A 17,364-nucleotide genomic window follows, 5' to 3' on the forward strand; every position below is an offset into this window, starting at 1 on the left:
GGACGTCAGGCAGCCCAACACAGACGCTACCGGCCTACCATCCGTCCTACGAACGAACGAAAGGGAAAAATTGCGCTGTTCAGAGGTTCCTTAACGGGGGTCCAGGGGGCAGAGCCCCCTGGCCTTCTTGACCTCAGCCATCCCCCCATCATCAGCGGCGATCGACGGCGAAGCGGCCGGGGCCGGTTGAGGCGAGGATGAGCAGGCCGCCGCAGATGGAGAGGTCGAGGAAGCACTGGATTTCGGCGGCGGCGGCGGTGGGGCCGTGCATCAGCCAGAACCGGTGGGTGAGCCAATTGGCGCCGAAGGTGAAGAGGATGAGGATGAGGGCGCCGATGCGGGCGCGCAGGCCGAGGGCGACCATGAGGCCGCCGGCGAGTTCGCAGGCGATGGCGATGATGCCGCCGAGTGTGGGGTATGGCGCGTGCAGGTGGGTGAGCAGGTGGACGATGCCGGGCCAGCCCATGAGTTTACTGAGTCCGGCCTGGAGGAAGACGGTTGCGAGGGCGAGGCGTCCCAGCAAAATACCGATATCTGACGTGCCGCGCTGCGTGGTTTTCATCGGGTCTCCTCGTACTGTATGATAATGGCGTTATATGTGTGATCGGCCGCGGTGCCTATTCAACGAAAGCCAGACCATGAGCGACAGCAGCATTCTTGATCTTGCGGGGTTGGCGGCGACGCCGGTGGCGCGCGATCCGTTCGACCATGTGGTGATGCGTGGGTTTGTGCGGCCGGAGCGGCTGGCTGGTGTGGTGGCCGGGTTACCGGCGCTGGGCAGCCGGGGCAGTTTTCCGATCGAGTCGGTCAAGCTGGGCGCGGATGCGGCGGCTTTGACGCGGGAGATGAAGGGCGATGGGTTTCGCCGGGTGATTGCCGAGAAATTTGGGCTCGATTTGGCGGGTGCGCCGGTGATGATCACGTTGCGTGGGCAGACTGGCGAGCGGGATGGGCAGATCCATTGTGATTCGGTGGCCAAGCGGGTGACCGTGCTGTTGTATCTCAACCCGGCGAGCGAGGCGTGGGCGCGCCAGGATGGGTGTCTGCGGCTGCTGCGGGGGCCGAATGATCTGGAGGATTATGCGGTGGAGGTGCCGCCGGTGGATGGCACGCTGCTGGTGTTTCCGAACGGGCCGACGAGTTGGCATGGGCATCGCAGCTTTGTCGGGCGGCGGTATACGGTGCAGCTGAATTACATGACGACCGATGCCAAGGCGAAGTATGAGATGCGCCGGCATCGGGTATCGGCGTTGGTCAAGCGCTTGTTGCCGGCCGCCTAGCGTGTCTGATTCCAGGACGATTGCGGCGCCCCGGCTGTGGTCCAGCCGGCAGGTTCTGTTGCTGGCGGGGGTGTTGCTGATCGCGGCCAATCTGCGGCCGGGCATTACCTCGGTTTCGCCGTTGCTGGTGCCGATTGGGGCATCGTTGGGGTTGAGCAGTTTCGGCTTGATCGCGCTCGCGACGATTCCGGTGATCTGTTTTGCGGCGTTGGCGCCGGTGAGTCTGCCGTTGCAGCGGCGGTTCGGGCTGGAGACGGTGGTGCTGGGGGTTTTGACGCTGCTGTGCGCGGGGTTGGCGATTCGCCTGATCGATGCGGCGCCGGCGCTGTTTATCGGGACGGTGCTGGCCGGTTCGGCGATTGCGGTGGGGAATGTGCTGATCCCGGCGATCGTGAAGCGGGATTTTGCCGGGCGGGTCGGGCTGGTGACCGGGCTTTATATCACGACGCTGTATATCACGGCCTCGACGGCGGCGGGGGTGAGTGTGCCGTTGGCGCAGGCGAGCGCGCTGGGCTGGCGTTTCGCCCTGGGTGCCTGGGCGGGGCCGGCGGTGATCGCGGTGATCGTGTGGTTGCCGCAGTTGGCGCATGGCGCGACGCGGGCGCCGTTACAGTATCGGGGTGGCGGGCTTGCGCTGATGGCGCGCAGCCCGCTGGCCTGGGCGGTGGCGATGTTCATGGGGCTGCAATCGCTCGGTTATTACGCGGTGCTGTCGTGGTTGCCGGCGATGCTGCACCAGGTGGGGATTTCGCAGGCGGAGGCGGGGTTGATGCTGTCGGTGAGTACGCTGGTGGCATTGCCTTCCACGTTGATCACGCCGAGTCTGGCGGCGCGCAGCCGGGATCAGCGCGGCTTGACGAGCGTGGTACTGGCGGTGACGCTGCTGGGGTATATTGGGCTGATGGTGGCACCCGGCGCGGCGCCGTGGCTGTGGATTGTGATGATCGGGCTCGGCCAGGGCGCGATGTTTCCGTTGGCGATGACGTTTATCGTGCTGCGGTCGAACGGGCCGACCGAGGCGATGGCGCTTTCGGCGTTTTCGCAGACGATCGGGTACGCGGTATCGATTGCCGGGCCGCTGGGGATGGGCGCGTTGCATGCTGCGACCGGGCAATGGTGGCCGGCGATGGCGTTTGTGGCCGCGACGGTGGTCCCGCTGCTGTGGTTCGGGTTGCGGGCGTCGCGGCCGGAGACGATCAGCCTGTAGGTCAGGTTCTGGTCTGGATGTGGGATTCCAGGAACCATAGCGACTCGTCGAGTTTGCGGGACACGCCAGTCAACAGATCGGCGGTATCGGCGTCGCCGGCTTCGTCGGTTTCATCGATGGTCTTGCGTACCGCGTTGCCGACATCGCCGAAGCGTTCGATCAGGGCGTGCAGGTGATCGGTCGTGCTGTGGATATCGGTCGGGTAGGGTGCAAGTTTGCTGGTTTTGGCCACGGTTTGCGTGGTGCCGAGAGCGGTACCGCCGAGTTGGGCGACGCGTTCGGCCATTTCATCGACCAGCGGATCGATCTCGTTGCGCAGTTTGTCAAAGAACTCGTGGATTGCGATGAAATCCGGGCCTTTGACGTTCCAATGCGCCTGCTTGATCGCGAGGGCGAGATCGATGCTGTCGGCCAAGCGGGCGTTCAGCAGGTCGATCGAGGTGTGTTTGGTGTTGGCCGGCATGTCGTTGCGGGTGGCGAAAAGTTTTGCCATGGTTTGCGCTCCTTTTGGTAAGCCAGAGAGGTGATGATGGCCGGATTACGGGGCAAGCCGCAGGCTGATGACGTTAATGACAGGCCGTAGTCTGCCGCCGGATTGCCAGACGGTCAGTTTTTATGCATTTTCAGAATATGGCCAATTTACTTGAATTGTCCCCTGATAGTCGGCCGGATGCGAATTTGCACATCATGGTTGTCGTGGCATTCAAGTTCAGGGCCGCCCGGCTGCGCCATCTGTTCGAAGTTGCGACCGGCTTTGGCGAATACACCGACGCGGCGGTGGATTTCATTGTAACGACGACGGCGGACGATGCAGAGCTTGCCACGCTGGAGCGTTCGCTCGTGGCGTTGCGCACGAGCGGGATGAGAGTATCGTTTCGGCAGGTGCCGTTCGACCCTGCCGCACCCTATCGGGTGACCTGGGCGCATAAGACCCTGCTCAGGGAGGCCTTTCTGCCGGACCCCCGCTATTCGCATTTCATCTACGTGGAAGATGACATTCGTCTCTCGCACCTCAATTTTTCGTACTTCAGGCTGTTTCGAGAGCAACTGCGGCCTTATGGACTGCTGCCGGGTTTTTTGCGCTACGAGTTCAACGATATGGATTACCACACGTATCTCGTTGATCATCGGGAGCCGACAAAGATCGCCGATATGCCCGGCGTCGATCTGGGCGACATTCGCTTTGTCAATGTCGATACACCGTATCAGGCCTGTTTCGTGCTCGATCGTGAACTGGCGGCCGAACATGCGGCGGGACCGTCCTTCGATGTCGAGGCCAGCAAGATATACGGGCATGGTGAGGCGGAGCGCGCAAATCTGGCGTTCAGCTTTGAGAATATCCCGACATCCGGAGGATTCACCAGCCGATATGCCATGCCGCTCGACCGTAAGACCGGGCTACCGCTCCATGCGGCGCTGATCCGTCACCTGCCCGATAACTTCACCAACCGGGTACCGCCGGTCCTGAAGTTCGGCACACTACCGGTCGAGGCGATGTTTCGGTCCGACAAGAGTTCGGGGACCCCTCACCGGCACCCCGCGAACCCAGGCGAGTAGGGGACCGGTCGGGCGCTGACCGGGGGCGGTCGCGGGGGTCGAGCCGGCTAGCCACGCCGGCACCGAACGTGCGGGGTCAGGCCTTACGGAAGCCATCGATGATCGTGTCGCCGCCGGCCATCAAGGCGGCATCGTGCCGGCCCAGGACCGCCGCCGCCGCGGAACCGGAACAGGCGGCCGGCCTTGCGGCATGAGCACGTAGATGAAATGGCTGGGCGATTGTGCGCGATGGAGCGCTGCGACCGCGCGCATCGCCGGTGGAGTCAGCACAGAACGGCGACGCTGCGCGCGCGGGCGGCTTCGGCGAGGGTATGGTCGAAGGTGGCGATGGTGGGCACCGAGGCGCTCGGCGATGGCGATGTGCAGGGCGTCGCTGGTGCGGAGTGAGGTGTCGAGGCGACAGATGCACGCTTCGGCAGCGTTGATGTCGGCTGTGATTGTTTGAACCTGCACTGTAAGGCGCGCGCACCATGCATCGAAGACCGTAAAGGCTGAATGCGCGGTTGCGTTATCGGCTGGGTTCATGCGGGGCGGTTTTGGCTTGATTGGCTTGAGGGTGACAACGGGGGTGCCGTGACGGGTGATAATGATCTCTTCACCCGCCAGAGCCCGATCGATCAAGGCCGACAGATTATTCTTGGCTTCGACGACGCTTTGCATAGGGTGCAATATAGCCAGAGACTGGCTATATTGCACTTGAAAGTTTGTTGCTACTTCTTTTACAAAAAAGTAGCGCTGACTTACTCTGCCGCGTCTTCCCGACGTGCCTTGCCGCCGACCTGATCGGAGATATCGGCGCCGGTTGCCTGATCAACCACGCGCATCGACAGCTTGACCTTGCCGCGATCATCAAGCCCGACCATTTTCACCTTCACGACATCGCCGGCCTTGACCACATCGCCCGTGCGGGCAACGCGGCCCTGGGCGAGTTCGCTGATGTGAACCAGGCCGTCGCGGGCGCCGAAGAAGTTCACGAAGGCGCCGAAATCGGCCACTTTCACGACCTTGCCGGTGTAGATCATGCCGACTTCCGGCTCGGAGGTCAGGCCGCGGATTTTGTCGATCGCTTTCTGGGCCTGCTCGTCGGAGGTGGCGGCGATCTTGATGGTGCCGTCGTCCTCGATGTCGATCTTGCAGCCGGTCTGTTCGACGATTTCGCGGATCACCTTGCCGCCGGTGCCGATGACGTCGCGGATCTTGTCCTTCGGTACGGTGATCACGGTGATGCGGGGGGCATTTTGCGAGACATCGTCACGCGAGCCCTGCAGCGCCTTGGCCATTTCACCGAGGATGTGCATGCGGCCATCCTTCGCCTGATCCAGCGCGATCTTCATGATCTCGAACGTGATCGAGGTGATCTTGATGTCCATCTGCAGGCTGGTGATGCCTGAGGCGGTGCCGGCGACCTTGAAATCCATGTCGCCGAGGTGATCCTCGTCGCCCAGGATGTCGGACAGCACGGCGAAGGCGCGGTCTTCCTTGATCAGGCCCATCGCGATACCGGCGACGGGGCGAACCAGCGGCACGCCGGCATCCATCAGCGCGAGCGAGGTGCCGCAGACGGTTGCCATCGAGGATGAGCCGTTGCTCTCGGTGATTTCCGAGACCACCCGCAGCGTGTAAGGGAACTTGTCTTTGCCGGGCAGCAGCGGGTGGATGGCGCGCCAGGCGAGCTTGCCGTGGCCGACTTCACGCCGGCCGGGGCTGCCGACGCGGCCGGTTTCGCCGACCGAGAAGGGAGGGAAGTTGTAGTGGAGCATGAAATGCTCGCGGTACTCGCCCTCGATCGCGTCGATCAATTGCTCGTCCTGCGCGGTGCCGAGCGTTGCGACCACCAGGGCCTGGGTTTCGCCGCGGGTGAACAGGGCGCTGCCGTGGGTGCGTGGCAGAACACCGACTTCGGCCACGATCGGGCGGACGGTTTTGGTATCGCGGCCGTCGATGCGGATGCCGTTGTCGAGGATCGCGTTGCGGACGATGTCGGCTTCGAGTTCCTTGAACATGCCCTTTGCCTTGTCGGCGGGCAGGCCTTCCTCGGTCAGTTTTTTCAGCGTGTCGGATTTGACTGCGCTGAGTTTTTCGTGACGCGCGGTCTTTTCCTTCTCGTCATACGCGGCGCGCAGGCCTTCACGGGCCAGCGTGTCGATCCGGGCGGCGAGGGTCTTTTCCTCTTCGCTGGTTTCGCTCAGCGTCCAGGGCTCCTTGGCGGCGTGTTCAGCGAGTTCGACGATCGCCTGGATCACCGGCTGGAATGCCTTGTGACCGAACGCGACGGCGCCGAGCATGATGTCCTCGGAGAGTTCATGCGCTTCGGATTCGACCATCAGCACGCCCTCGGCGGTGCCGGCGAGCACGAGGTCGAGCTTGCTTTCCTTGATCTGGGCCGAGGTCGGGTTGAGCACGTATTCGCCATCGATATAGCCGACGCGGGCGGCGCCGACCGGGCCGAAGAACGGCATGCCGGACAGGGTGAGTGCGGCGGACGAGGCGACCAGCGAGAGAATATCCGGCTCGTTCTCGAGGTCATGGCTCAGGACGGTGACGATGATCTGCACTTCGTTCTTGAAACCATGCGGAAACAGTGGGCGGATCGGACGGTCGATCAACCGGCAGGTCAGTGTTTCGCGGTCGGTCGGGCGGCCTTCACGCTTGAAGAAACCGCCGGGAATGCGGCCGGCGGCGAAGAATTTTTCCTGGTAGTTGACGGTGAGCGGGAAGAAATCCTGCCCCGGCTTGACCGATTTGGCACCCACGGCCGTGGCGAGCACCACGGTATCGCCATAGGAGGCCACCACGGCGCCATCGGCCTGGCGGGCGACCTTGCCGGTTTCCAGGATCAGCTTGCGGCCACCCCAGTCGAGTTCCTTGCGGAAATATTTATCGAACATCATGCAGTCCTTCACAACAACAGGACCGGCACGGCGGGGCATGGAGCGGCGTGAAGCGGGGCCAGCGTCTCGGGCGGCATGGGTCGGGCTGGGAGGGTCAACTCACAGCCACGGGCCATGTGGCCGGAAACGCCGGAGATACCCGGCATTCCACGCAACCGAATGACCTGAGCCGTTCCGATCGCATCCGGGAGACCATTCTCCCGGTTCATCCACGCTTCAATCAGCGCGCGACGCCATTATAGCGCAGATCGGGCGATACCGCTACTGCTTCGTGATGGGGCTTATCGGGTTGCGGGATTAGCTTGTCATCGGGAGTCGGGCGAAGAGGAAGGGAAGGTCTTCTTTTTTGTGAACAAAAAAGAAGCAAAAAAAACTTTGTTAATCTGGGTTCGTGCCGGTTCAAACGCCCGTGGCCCAGACTCAGAAAGTTTTTTGCTTCTTTTTTTCAAAAAAGAAGCGCTTTCTTTCCACTTTTATTGGTTATCGGTGTCTATGCAAGCCACGACGCTGCCAGAGCATCGAGACTTCGCTTCACGCCGCGCCATCAATTAGGCGGGCAGGATTGACCTTGCCTGCCGTCGCGCGCTTGGTATTCAACCCATGAGCGATAGTAGTCCGACCCTCGAATGCACCAACGGCGTGGCACGGTTACGGCTGAACCGGCCGGCACAGCGCAATCGGTTAGGGGCGGATGACATTGCCGTGTTGCGCGGACACCTTGCGGCGGTCGCCAATGATCAAGCGGTACGGATCGTGGTATTCGAGGCTGTGGGAACCGTGTTTTCCGCGGGGTTCGACCTCGATGCGTTGGCGGGCGGTGATTTCGGTGATGCCGAGGATGGGCCGGGCGGGATTGGTGCGGTGGGGTCGGCGCTGGCGGGGCTGCCGCAGCCGAGCATCGCGCGGCTGCATGGCAATGTGTATGGCGGCGCGGTCGATCTGGCGCTGGCGTGCGATTTTCGGGTCGGCGTCGAAACCATGGAATTGCTGATGCCGGCGGCGCGGATCGGGCTGCATTATTATCGATCCGGGCTTGAGCGCGCGGTGCAGCGGATCGGGCCGGATGCGACGCGGCTGCTGTTCGTGCTGGCGGAACCGGTGGGGGCGCAGGCGTTGCTGCGGCTGGGGTATCTGACGCATCTGGTTGCACCGGAGGCGCTGGATGCGACGGTCGATGCGCTGGCGGCGCGGCTGCTCGCCAATGCGCCGCTCGCGGTGCAGGGGATGAAAGCGGCGATCGGCGCGCTGGCGCAGGGCGCGCTCGACAAGGTTCGGTTCGCCGAGGGCCTGACGGCGGCGCACCAGAGCGCCGATTTTCACGCAGCACTGGCGGCGCTCGGCCGCAAGACCGTCAGGCGCGCAGATTGAACGCGGCGAGTGCCGCCAGATCGCGTTCGCCCCAGCCCTCGCGCACGGCATCGTGCACCTGACCGCGCACGGATAAGGCTAGCGGCAGATCGAACCCGGCCTCACCGCCGACCTCGTCGATCAGGCGTAGATCTTTTTCGACCGCATCGAGCGAGAAACCGACCACCGAAGCGGGTTTGCCGCCGATTTCAGACAGGATGGCCTCGCGCCGCAGGCCGATTGCCGGTGCACCGCCGGGGCTCTGGCCGATGATCGAGACCACGCGGTCGGCCGGGATGCCGTAATCGCGCGTCATCAGGATCGATTCGCCGAGCGCCTGGAACGCTGCCAGCAACGGCAGGTTGATGGCGAGTTTCATTGCCGAAGCGGCTTCGGGTTCCGCGAAGCGTTCGATCCGGTCGCACAGATCGTTCAACACCGGCAGGGCGCGCTCGATCGCAGCCGCCTCGCCGCCGGCAAGGCCGAGGAGCTTGCCAGCGCGGGCGGGGCCGACCGTGCCGCCGACCGGGCAGGCAACGAACGCACCGCCGACCGCGCGCACGGCTTCGGCATTGGCGAGCATGTCACGCGGTTTCAGCGTGCTCATGTCGAGGATGACGGTGTCTTTCAGATCGGCCGCGAGCAGCCCGGCGTCGCCGTGATAGACCGGGCGGGCAGCCTCTTCATCGAGCAGCATCACGATCACGATATCCGCGCTGGCGACGGTTTCGGCCGGGCTGGCTTTGACGGTGAGACCCTGGATTGCCGCGGCGCGGGATGCCGTGCGGTTCCAGCCACTGACCTGATGGCCGCGCTCGATCAGCCGCGCGGCCATTGCCGCACCCATCCGCCCCAATCCGACCATGCCAACCCGTACGCTCATGCATAAGCTCCTGAAATAATGTCCGGTTGGGGATATGGTCGCGCGGCGGCCATGAAAAAAGCCGGAGGGTGGGGCCCTCCGGCTTTCGTTATCAGTTCGTCATTCGAAACGAAGCTCAGCCGGGTGCGGGCACCGGGCCGAGGCCGCCGGATTTGGGCATGTCCGGCTTTTGCGAGGTGGGCACCGAGGCGCGGCGGTTGTCCGGCGCGGGTTCGTCGACCACTTTGCGCACCACCGGATCACCGCGCAGGACGGTGGTGATCTCGTCGCCCGACAAGGTTTCGTATTCGAGCAGCCCGTTGGCGAGGCGGTGCAACTCATCGATCCGCTCGGTCAGGATGCGCTTTGCCTCGCTATAGGCATGATCGATCACCGCGCGGATCTCGTTATCGATTTCCTGAGCCGTCGATTCCGACACGTTCTTGTGCTGGGTGACCGAATGGCCGAGAAACACTTCCTGATCGTTGCCGCCATAGGCGATCATGCCGAGCTTGTCGCTCATGCCCCATTCGGTGATCATCCGGCGCGTGATGTCGGTCGCCTGCTTGATGTCGCCGGAGGCGCCGTTCGAGACGTTTTCGGGTCCGAAGATGATTTCCTCGGCGGCGCGCCCCCCCATCGCCTTGACCAGTTCGGCGAGGATTTTGGCCTTGCTCATCGAATAGCGGTCACCTTCCGGCAGACTCATCACCATGCCCAGGGCGCGGCCGCGCGGAATGATCGTGGCCTTGTGCACCGGGTCGCATTGCGGCTGCGCGATCGAGCAGAGTGCATGGCCGCCTTCGTGATAGGCGGTCATTTTCTTCTCGTCGTCGCTCATCACCAGGCTGCGGCGCTCCGCACCCATCATGACCTTGTCCTTGGCATATTCAAACTCGGACATCGCGACGACACGCTTGCCGATCCGCGCGGCGAGCAATGCGGCCTCGTTGACGAGATTGGCAAGATCGGCACCGGAGAAGCCCGGCGTGCCGCGCGCAATCACCTTGGGGTCGACATCGGCGGCCAAGGGCACTTTACGCATGTGAACCTTAAGGATCCGTTCACGCCCGTTCACATCCGGGTTCGGCACCACCACCTGACGGTCGAACCGGCCCGGGCGCAGCAACGCGGGGTCCAGAACGTCCGGCCGGTTAGTCGCGGCGATCAGGATGACGCCTTCGTTGGACTCGAACCCATCCATCTCGACCAACATCTGGTTGAGGGTCTGTTCGCGTTCATCGTTGCCGCCGCCGAGACCGGCGCCGCGATGGCGACCGACCGCGTCGATTTCATCGATGAAGATGATGCAGGGGGCGTTTTTCTTGCCCTGCTCGAACATATCGCGCACCCGCGAGGCACCGACACCGACGAACATTTCAACGAAATCCGAGCCCGAGATCGTGAAGAAGGGAACATTCGCTTCCCCCGCAATCGCGCGGGCGAGAAGGGTTTTACCGGTGCCGGGCGGACCGATCAACAGCACGCCCTTGGGGATCTTGCCGCCGAGCCGCTGGAATTTCTGAGGGTCGCGCAGAAACTCGACGATTTCCTGTAACTCGCCCTTGGCTTCCTCGATACCGGCAACGTCGTCGAACGTCACACGGCCTTGTTTTTCGGTCAGCAACCGAGCGCGGGACTTGCCGAAGCCCATCGCGCGACCGCCGCCACCCTGCATTTGGCGCATGAAGTAAATCCACACCCCGAGCAACAGAATCATCGGCGCCCAGGAGATCAGGTAATGGATCAACGGGTTGACCGGCGGGTTGAGCGGCTTGGCAACGACGCGGACCTTGTTGCTGATCAGCGTGTTGACCAGTGCCGGATCGCTCGGCGCATAGGTCTCGAAGGTCGAGCCGGATTTCAGCGCGCCGGTAATATCGTGGCCACGAATCGTGACATGATCGACCTTGTTGGCGCTCACCTCAGACATGAATGTCGAGTAAGCGACCTGGGTGCCGTGATCGGCCTCCGTGGTGGCCGGCTGGAACATGTTGAACAGAAGCACGAAGAACAGTGCGATGATCACCCATACCAGAAGATTACGCCCTAGATTATTCATCAACCTTAATCCAGTTCTGTTGTCACCCGGGTTTCAGTCCGGGGTAGCCGGGACGCCGGCCAAACGTTGCATAGCCATGCCAAACTAATCGAGCCAAACCAAATCAGGGTGCTACCATGGCACGCCGCGCCGTTGACCGCTACCCAAAGTTTGACATGGGGATCGGCGGCGAATTTCCTATCCCACGGCTGATCATGTCGCGGGGTTGTGCGTCGCTTGGGCGGCGGGGTTAGGTGGTGGCAGTGGTGCGGGTGCGAACGGCGCCGCGACGACCGGTGCGGGTGGCGTGAAGAGCAGGCTGTCGTCGGCCCCCGGCTGGCAATTCGGCTGGCAATGCGGCACCGCGACGACCGCACCGTTTCGGAAAAACGCCGGCAATGCGCGCAAAACAGCACTCGGCAGGCCAGTGCGGCTACGGCAGCGGGCGGCGTGGGCGCTGAGGGCGCCGATTGTTTCCGCGGCGGGCGGGGGGTGGCGAAGCCGAAAACGACCGTCCCAGAGCGTGCCGGGGCGGGCGGGCGCCGGCGGCGCGCAGGCGGCAGGCTCGCGGCAGAGCAGCCAGCCGGGACCCAGCCGGCCGGCGCGCATGATGTGCACGCCGCCCAGGGTTGCAGGGCGCAGGGCCTTGGCCAGGCGATCGATCGAGGCGCGGGCGGGCGAGTAGACGGCGCCGCCGATCGCGCGGATCAGTGCGGCCAGGGCGGCGGGCGGCAGGTGGTCGGCGCGAAGCAGGGCGAAACCGGCCGGGTCGATCCGTGCATGGTCAGCGAGGTAACGCGCCGCTTCGGTCTGGGTTGCGACATGCGCTGTTGTGGCGGCGGCGCGCGTTGCGGGTTGATGGGCACGCACGCGCGCCCGTTCGAACCGCGGATCGGCGTTCGAGGGATCATCGATCCAGGCGACATCCAGTTGGCGCAGATGCGCGCGCAGGTCGGCGGGGGTGCAGGCGAGCAAGGGGCGCAGGAGCACGATGTCGTGACGGGCGGCGAAACCGGCCATGCCGGCGGCACCGCCGGGGCCGCGGGCGGCGCGCATGGCCAGCCCCTCCGCTTGATCCGCCGCGTGATGGCCGAACAGCAGATGCGCCACGCCGGCGGCGGCGGCGGCGGTTGCAAGAGCGTGATGCCGGGCGATTCGCGCGCGTTCCTGCATTGCCGAACCGGGTGGGATGGCGAGCGTGATGATCTGGCCAGCGATGCCGCGCGCGTGCAGCCGCGCGGCGGTGAGGGCCGCTTCGCCGGCGGCGGCGGGGCGCAGGCCGTGATCGACGATCAGGGCCAGAATTGTGCCGTTGCGCGCTCGCGTCCAGTCATGCGCCAGCAACGCGAGGGCCGTGCTGTCAGCCCCGCCGGAGACGGCGACGGCCAGATGCGGCTGGGGACCGAACGGGCCGAGGTCGCGCATCGCGGCGTCGAACGCGGCCGCGAGCGGGGTTTGCATCGACGAGCCGGGGGCGGTTCTCAGGTTACGCGGGCATCAGCCGCAATGGGCGCGAACGCGCGCCAGATGGATGCGGGTGGCGAGGCTAGCCGAGGGTGATGAAAACTGGCTGGCCAGCGAATCGAGCGTGTCGCAGGCTTCCTGGTTCTGGTGGATAGCGGTGAGCGATCCGGCGAGGCCCAGCAGCGCGTCCGGCGCGTTGGGACCGGCACGGTTCGCGTTATAGGCATCGTCATACGCGATGGCGGCGCCCTGATGGTCGCCTTGATGATCGAGCGCCTGAGCCAGCGTCAATTCGGCGGCGCCCTTGGCAGCATTTTTACCCTGGTGGGCGATGACGGCGCGGGAATCAGCGGCGGCAGCCTTGTAATCACCGCCGGCCAGCGCGCGGCGGGCGGCGGTGATCGAGGCTTCGACGCGCGGGGTGCGGGCGGCAGCCGGTGCGGGCGTGGGCGCTGGCGGCGGCGCGGCTGTTCCCTGGCCGGGGGCGGCGGTAGCGCCGTTCTGGCTCAACTGGAATTTCAGATTGCCGATTTCCTGCTTCAGTTCGTCATGCTGGGTGGCAACCTCGTGCTCCAGCGTATCGACCCGGCCGCGCAGGTTCTGCACCTGATCGGTCAGGGTCTGGATCTGTTGGAGCATGTTGGGCAGGAGCGCACTGCTCGATGCGGCACCGCCGCCGCTCGACTCCGGGGCAGGGGCCGCCAGGGCGGAATTACCGTTGCCTTGCTGGCCCGATTGCATCTCCTGCTTGAGTTCGAGAATCTGGTTCTCGAGCGCGATGCCCTCACGGCTGGAAATCATCTGGGCACGGGCAACGCTTGCGGGGGCCAAGGTGGCCACGGTCACTCCGGCAAAGGCGAGGCTTGCAATCGGCAGGGCGGTCAACATGAGACGGCGCATGAAACATCCTCAGGGCGGTTGGCGCGCAGGGCGCAGCCTTATGTAGGGCAATTGCTCGCGTCCTTGAAGATGGGACGCCCAAAACGCAAATCGGCGACCCGCTCAGGCGGGTCGCCGATCGTTTGGCCCAGCGCGCGTGATCAGCGGATCACGCCACCGACGAGACGTTCTTAGTGGCAGCTCTGGGGGTTGAAGCCCTGAACCGAGGTGATCGCGACGCGATCCTGAGCATAGTCTGCCGAGGTGTTGCCCGGCGAAACGAGGCAGGACTTGCCGTAGCCGACGGTCTGGACGCGCGACGGCGAGACGCCTTTGGCGACCAGATAGTCGCGTGCGGCGTTGGCGCGGCGCTTGGACAGCGCCAGATTGTAGGTTTCGGTGCCGCGCGGATCGGCGTTGCCGGCGACCAGAACGTCGACGTTCGGGTACTTGCCGAGCCAGCCGGCCTGGCGGTCGAGCGTCGCCTGATCGGCACTGGTCAGGCCGGATTTGTTGAAGCCGAAGAAGGCGCGATCGCCGACATCGGCGACGAGCTGCTGCTCACTGCCGGGCGCGGGGCCGGTGGAAGCGGCCATCGCGCCGGAGCCCGTGGATGCAGTTTGGGTTTTGGGGGCGTTGGAGCACGCCGCCAGCAGGGCAACAGCCGCAAGTGCGCCCAGAGCTTTGATTTTCATATGTACCGTCCCGGTGTTTGGTGCCAAAGTTGAAAGTCGCCGACACAGTATCGGCCGCGTCGTCAGTCTGTGGTGCTATTCCAGCCCGTTCACCCGAAGCACGGCTGAACGAGCGTCAACCACGCAGACAATAAGCGGACTGCAATACGGCGTAATCGATCGCTGCGATGTTGTGCATCGACCATTTCGCTTAAGCAGCATCTATTCCGGTTGCAGGGCTGGTTCAAGCGGCTTCACGCAACTTCGTTCGATCCGGCCGATGGTTTCCGGCAATTTCGTCGAAACGCGACTTTTTTGACACGGTTGTGTGAGATTTTGTTGGGAATTTAAGGATCTGGCACTAATTATTTTCGCCAAAAGTAACGGTACGTTAATCAATCTGGGCGATATTTGGCGAAGGGACCTTTGGTCTCCGTTTCCTCCCAACAGCCACGGGTCAATCCGTGGTCACCTTATAGAGTGTGGCGGGTTCGACCCCACCACACTCTCTTTTTTGGAACCGTATCCCGCCAGATCGGCACGCCGTGTCATCAGAGTGCCTATTTCGGCTGGAAGCCGGGCACACCGAGTTGCCAGAACAGGAATGCGTCCTGATCCGCCATCGAGCGGACTTCCTGATCCTTGGTCGAGCCGATGCCGTGACCGGACTGATAGCTGACGCGCAGCAAAACCGGCCTGCCGGAAGTGCTGGCAGCCTGTAGGCGGGCCGCGAACTTGCCAACCTCCCACGGTTCCACGCGCGGGTCGTTCGCGCCGGTCACCGCGAGAATCGCCGGATATTTCACGCCGTTGCGGATATGGGCCATTGCGTCCATCGCATAGATCCAGTGAAAATCGGGCTCTTTCAGCACGTTGCCGAACTCGATTTCGTTGGGCGGTCCGTTCGGGCTGAACTGCATGCGCAGGGCATTGGTATCGCCGTGGCTGTCGATCGCGGCGGCGAACAGATCGGGCCGCCAGGCCACCGCACCGCCGATCGTGATGCCGCCGGCCGAACCGCCCTCGCCGGCCAGATGCGCCGGCGACGTGTAGTGATGATCGACCAGATATTGGCCGGCCGCGATGAAATCGAACACGGTGTTGATCTTGGTCGCCTTCATGCCCGCCTTGTGCCACGCATCGCCATACCAGCCGCCGCCGCGGACATGCGCGATCGCGATGATGCCGCCGTGGTCGAGCCAGGGCAGGAACGTCGGTGCAAAGAACGGCGTGATGGTGATGCCGTAGCTGCCGTAGCCGATCAGCAGGGTCGGGGCCTTGCCGTCGAGCTTGGTGGTTTTTTTCATGATGATCGAGACCGGGATCATCGTGCCGTCCCACGACACCACCTTGACCTCGCGCGATAAGATGCCGGCGAAGCTGACTTTTGGCGGGGTTTGCAGGTTGGTATTGGTCACGGCACCGGTGGCCGGCGCATAATCATACCACGCCGAGGGCGTGGTCCAGCCCGCGAGATGGAACCAGACGCCCGCACCATCCGGGTCCGCGAGGATCTGGCCGAGACCGCCCTGGAACGGCATGGCCGCCGAGCGCGTTGCACCGGTGCCGTAGGCGACGCGCTTGATGCGACCCATGCCGTCGTGCATCGCGCCGACATAGAGGGCATGGCGGCCGGCGGCGAGGCTGGTGATCACGTCATCGCTCGGCGGCACCACGGTTTTCGGCGCGCTCGATCCGGCGAGATCGTAGCTGACCACCTTGAAACGAGGTGCGCCGTTCGGCGTGATCACATCCAGCCGGTCGCCATGCAGGGCGAACCCGGCCATCTGCACGTTGCGGCCGGCGATTTTATGCCAGACCGGCGTGCCGGCTTCGAGATCGCTCAATTTTGTGGCGTAGATATCGTCGATCGACTGGAGTTCCTCGTTCTCGGTGAACAGGCCGAGCGCGTAGGACGAGTGCGGCGCGGTCACCACCAGGGCGTCCTGCGCGAAGGTCATTGGCGCGGCGGGCGACACTTTCCAGCCGAATACCGGCTTGTCGGTCGCGCCGGTGCCGTCGGTGGCGCTCAACAGATGCAAATAATCCCGGCTTTTCTGATAAAAATCGGTCACCGGGTCCTTCGGGCCGAATTTATGCAGCCGGTAGTAAATGAAGCCTTTGGAATCCGGCAGCCAGGCGATCGGTGGGAAATCGGTATCGTCACCGTCGATCCGGGTGATGCCGATCGGCAGGAGTTTGCCGGTCGCCACATCGAGCACGCGCAGCTTGGCCTGCTCGGAGCCGCCGCCGGAGACGCCGAAGGCGACATATTTGCCGTTGGGCGAGACGAAATAATAATTCAGCGCCTGGGGGATCTGGTTGGTGCTGAACTGCATCGGGTCGATCAGCAGGCGCGGCTTACCGCCGATTTTATCGAGTACGAACAGATGCGCCGTGTTCTGGCCGGGGGCGACGCCCATGTAGAAAATGCGGTTATCGGCGCGGGTCACTGAAAAGACCGCCGTGCCGACATTGGCATCGCGCTTGATCTGCTCGTACAGCGCCTGACGGCCCGGAATCGCGGCGAGTACTTTGCGCGTGTAGGCGTTCTGCACCTTCATGAAAGCGGCAAAATGCTTGCTGCCGGGTTTTTCCATCCAGCGATAATCATCGGTCACCGGCGTGCCGAAATCATGACTGACATGGGCAATGATGGGCGCGGGCGGCGGTTTGGGGATGGATGCGAGCGCAGCGGGGCTGGCCAGTGCGCGCGACGCGAGCGCGAGCGCAGGCAGCAATGCAAGAAACCCACGTGACGATCCGATCATCCGATTCCCCGTTCGATGTAAGAGATCTGGGTACCGGAAAACACGGGTTGCGCAAACTAAGTTATGGCCCCTAGACCGGCGCGGCTGGGTTCCGGTCCCCGGTAGGCCCGAAAGCATAACAACCCCAGGTTAGGCCAGTTACCCCGAGCATCGAACTAGGGGTATTTTATTACGATTTCTTTAAGCTCGAAGAAATACCTTCATTTTTTGGACTTTCTACCTCTAATTTGTAGATTCAACCTGAGCAATACATTAAGCCACCAATCATTAGACAACTAGCGTTTAGTTTATTTCGTGCCTATCCGGTTGACTCAGACACCCACTAGGGCTAGTGGCCCCCGCCATGGCGGCCATTGACATTCACCAGCGTGACGAACTGGCTTTCCCCCAA

15 protein-coding genes and 1 pseudogene are annotated in these 17,364 nt (G+C 63.5%); 6 read left to right on the forward strand and 10 right to left on the reverse strand.

Features of this window, described 5'->3' with window-relative positions:
- Nucleotides 1-151: 151 nt before the first annotated feature.
- Complete coding sequence (locus tag B7X49_RS11300; RefSeq protein ID WP_286704573.1) at nucleotides 152-562, reverse strand: DoxX family protein; 411 nt, start codon at nucleotides 560-562, stop codon at nucleotides 152-154.
- A gap of 76 nt (nucleotides 563-638) precedes the next feature.
- Here B7X49_RS11300 and B7X49_RS11305 point away from each other — a divergent pair, with 76 nt between their 5' ends.
- Entirely contained in the window at nucleotides 639-1,280 is a 642-nt protein-coding gene (locus B7X49_RS11305; protein ID WP_286704574.1) for a 2OG-Fe(II) oxygenase, read from the forward strand.
- Nucleotide 1,281: 1 nt separating this feature from the next.
- Nucleotides 1,282-2,487 (forward strand): MFS transporter, encoded by a 1,206-nt coding sequence (locus B7X49_RS11310; RefSeq protein WP_286704575.1) that lies wholly within the window; start codon nucleotides 1,282-1,284, stop codon nucleotides 2,485-2,487.
- 1 nt (nucleotide 2,488) lies between these two features.
- Here the strand turns inward: B7X49_RS11310 and dps are convergent, their stop codons facing one another.
- Nucleotides 2,489-2,980 (reverse strand): DNA starvation/stationary phase protection protein Dps, encoded by a 492-nt coding sequence (dps, locus tag B7X49_RS11315; protein WP_029311464.1) that lies wholly within the window; start codon nucleotides 2,978-2,980, stop codon nucleotides 2,489-2,491.
- 137 nt (nucleotides 2,981-3,117) lie between these two features.
- Between dps and B7X49_RS11320 the strand changes: the two genes are divergently transcribed.
- Nucleotides 3,118-4,044, forward strand: a complete 927-nt coding sequence (locus B7X49_RS11320) for a hypothetical protein (RefSeq protein WP_286704576.1) — start codon at nucleotides 3,118-3,120, stop codon at nucleotides 4,042-4,044.
- Between the two features lie 207 nt (nucleotides 4,045-4,251).
- Complete coding sequence (locus B7X49_RS11325) at nucleotides 4,252-4,431, forward strand: hypothetical protein (RefSeq protein ID WP_286704586.1); 180 nt, start codon at nucleotides 4,252-4,254, stop codon at nucleotides 4,429-4,431.
- Between the two features lie 165 nt (nucleotides 4,432-4,596).
- On the opposite strand, the pseudogene B7X49_RS11330 reads toward B7X49_RS11325, so the two are convergent.
- Both B7X49_RS11330 and pnp read right to left on the reverse strand, forming a co-directional pair.
- A pseudogene (locus B7X49_RS11330) lies at nucleotides 4,597-4,704 on the reverse strand (type II toxin-antitoxin system Phd/YefM family antitoxin); the annotation flags it as partial.
- Nucleotides 4,705-4,784: 80 nt separating this feature from the next.
- Entirely contained in the window at nucleotides 4,785-6,935 is a 2,151-nt protein-coding gene (gene pnp, locus B7X49_RS11335) for a polyribonucleotide nucleotidyltransferase (protein ID WP_408735577.1), read from the reverse strand.
- A 348-nt stretch (nucleotides 6,936-7,283) separates the two neighbouring features.
- Between pnp and B7X49_RS11340 the strand changes: the two genes are divergently transcribed.
- Both B7X49_RS11340 and B7X49_RS11345 read left to right on the forward strand, forming a co-directional pair.
- Nucleotides 7,284-7,487: a hypothetical protein gene (locus B7X49_RS11340; RefSeq protein WP_286704578.1), complete on the forward strand. Its 204-nt coding sequence runs from the start codon at nucleotides 7,284-7,286 to the stop codon at nucleotides 7,485-7,487.
- Between the two features lie 48 nt (nucleotides 7,488-7,535).
- A complete protein-coding gene (locus B7X49_RS11345; RefSeq protein ID WP_286704579.1) occupies nucleotides 7,536-8,303 on the forward strand; it encodes an enoyl-CoA hydratase/isomerase family protein in 768 nt (255 codons plus the stop codon).
- Here the strand turns inward: B7X49_RS11345 and B7X49_RS11350 are convergent.
- The 6 genes from B7X49_RS11350 to B7X49_RS11375 form a co-directional block, all read right to left on the reverse strand.
- Complete coding sequence (locus tag B7X49_RS11350; protein ID WP_286704580.1) at nucleotides 8,287-9,165, reverse strand: NAD(P)-dependent oxidoreductase; 879 nt, start codon at nucleotides 9,163-9,165, stop codon at nucleotides 8,287-8,289. The genes B7X49_RS11345 and B7X49_RS11350 overlap by 17 nt on opposite strands.
- A gap of 115 nt (nucleotides 9,166-9,280) precedes the next feature.
- On the reverse strand, nucleotides 9,281-11,206 hold the full coding sequence (gene ftsH, locus B7X49_RS11355; RefSeq protein ID WP_286704581.1) for an ATP-dependent zinc metalloprotease FtsH: 1,926 nt from the start codon (nucleotides 11,204-11,206) through the stop codon (nucleotides 9,281-9,283).
- A gap of 192 nt (nucleotides 11,207-11,398) precedes the next feature.
- Nucleotides 11,399-12,646 (reverse strand): tRNA lysidine(34) synthetase TilS, encoded by a 1,248-nt coding sequence (gene tilS, locus B7X49_RS11360; protein ID WP_286704582.1) that lies wholly within the window; start codon nucleotides 12,644-12,646, stop codon nucleotides 11,399-11,401.
- Nucleotides 12,647-12,682: 36 nt separating this feature from the next.
- On the reverse strand, nucleotides 12,683-13,549 hold the full coding sequence (locus B7X49_RS11365; protein ID WP_286704583.1) for a tol-pal system YbgF family protein: 867 nt from the start codon (nucleotides 13,547-13,549) through the stop codon (nucleotides 12,683-12,685).
- A gap of 170 nt (nucleotides 13,550-13,719) precedes the next feature.
- Nucleotides 13,720-14,223, reverse strand: a complete 504-nt coding sequence (locus B7X49_RS11370; RefSeq protein ID WP_286704584.1) for an OmpA family protein — start codon at nucleotides 14,221-14,223, stop codon at nucleotides 13,720-13,722.
- A 539-nt stretch (nucleotides 14,224-14,762) separates the two neighbouring features.
- Nucleotides 14,763-16,973: a prolyl oligopeptidase family serine peptidase gene (locus tag B7X49_RS11375; RefSeq protein ID WP_286704585.1), complete on the reverse strand. Its 2,211-nt coding sequence runs from the start codon at nucleotides 16,971-16,973 to the stop codon at nucleotides 14,763-14,765.
- Nucleotides 16,974-17,364: the final 391 nt, after the last annotated feature.

Origin of the sequence: Acidiphilium sp. 34-64-41 (genome assembly GCF_002282635.1) — a bacterium.
GTDB lineage: Bacteria > Pseudomonadota > Alphaproteobacteria > Acetobacterales > Acetobacteraceae > Acidiphilium > Acidiphilium rubrum.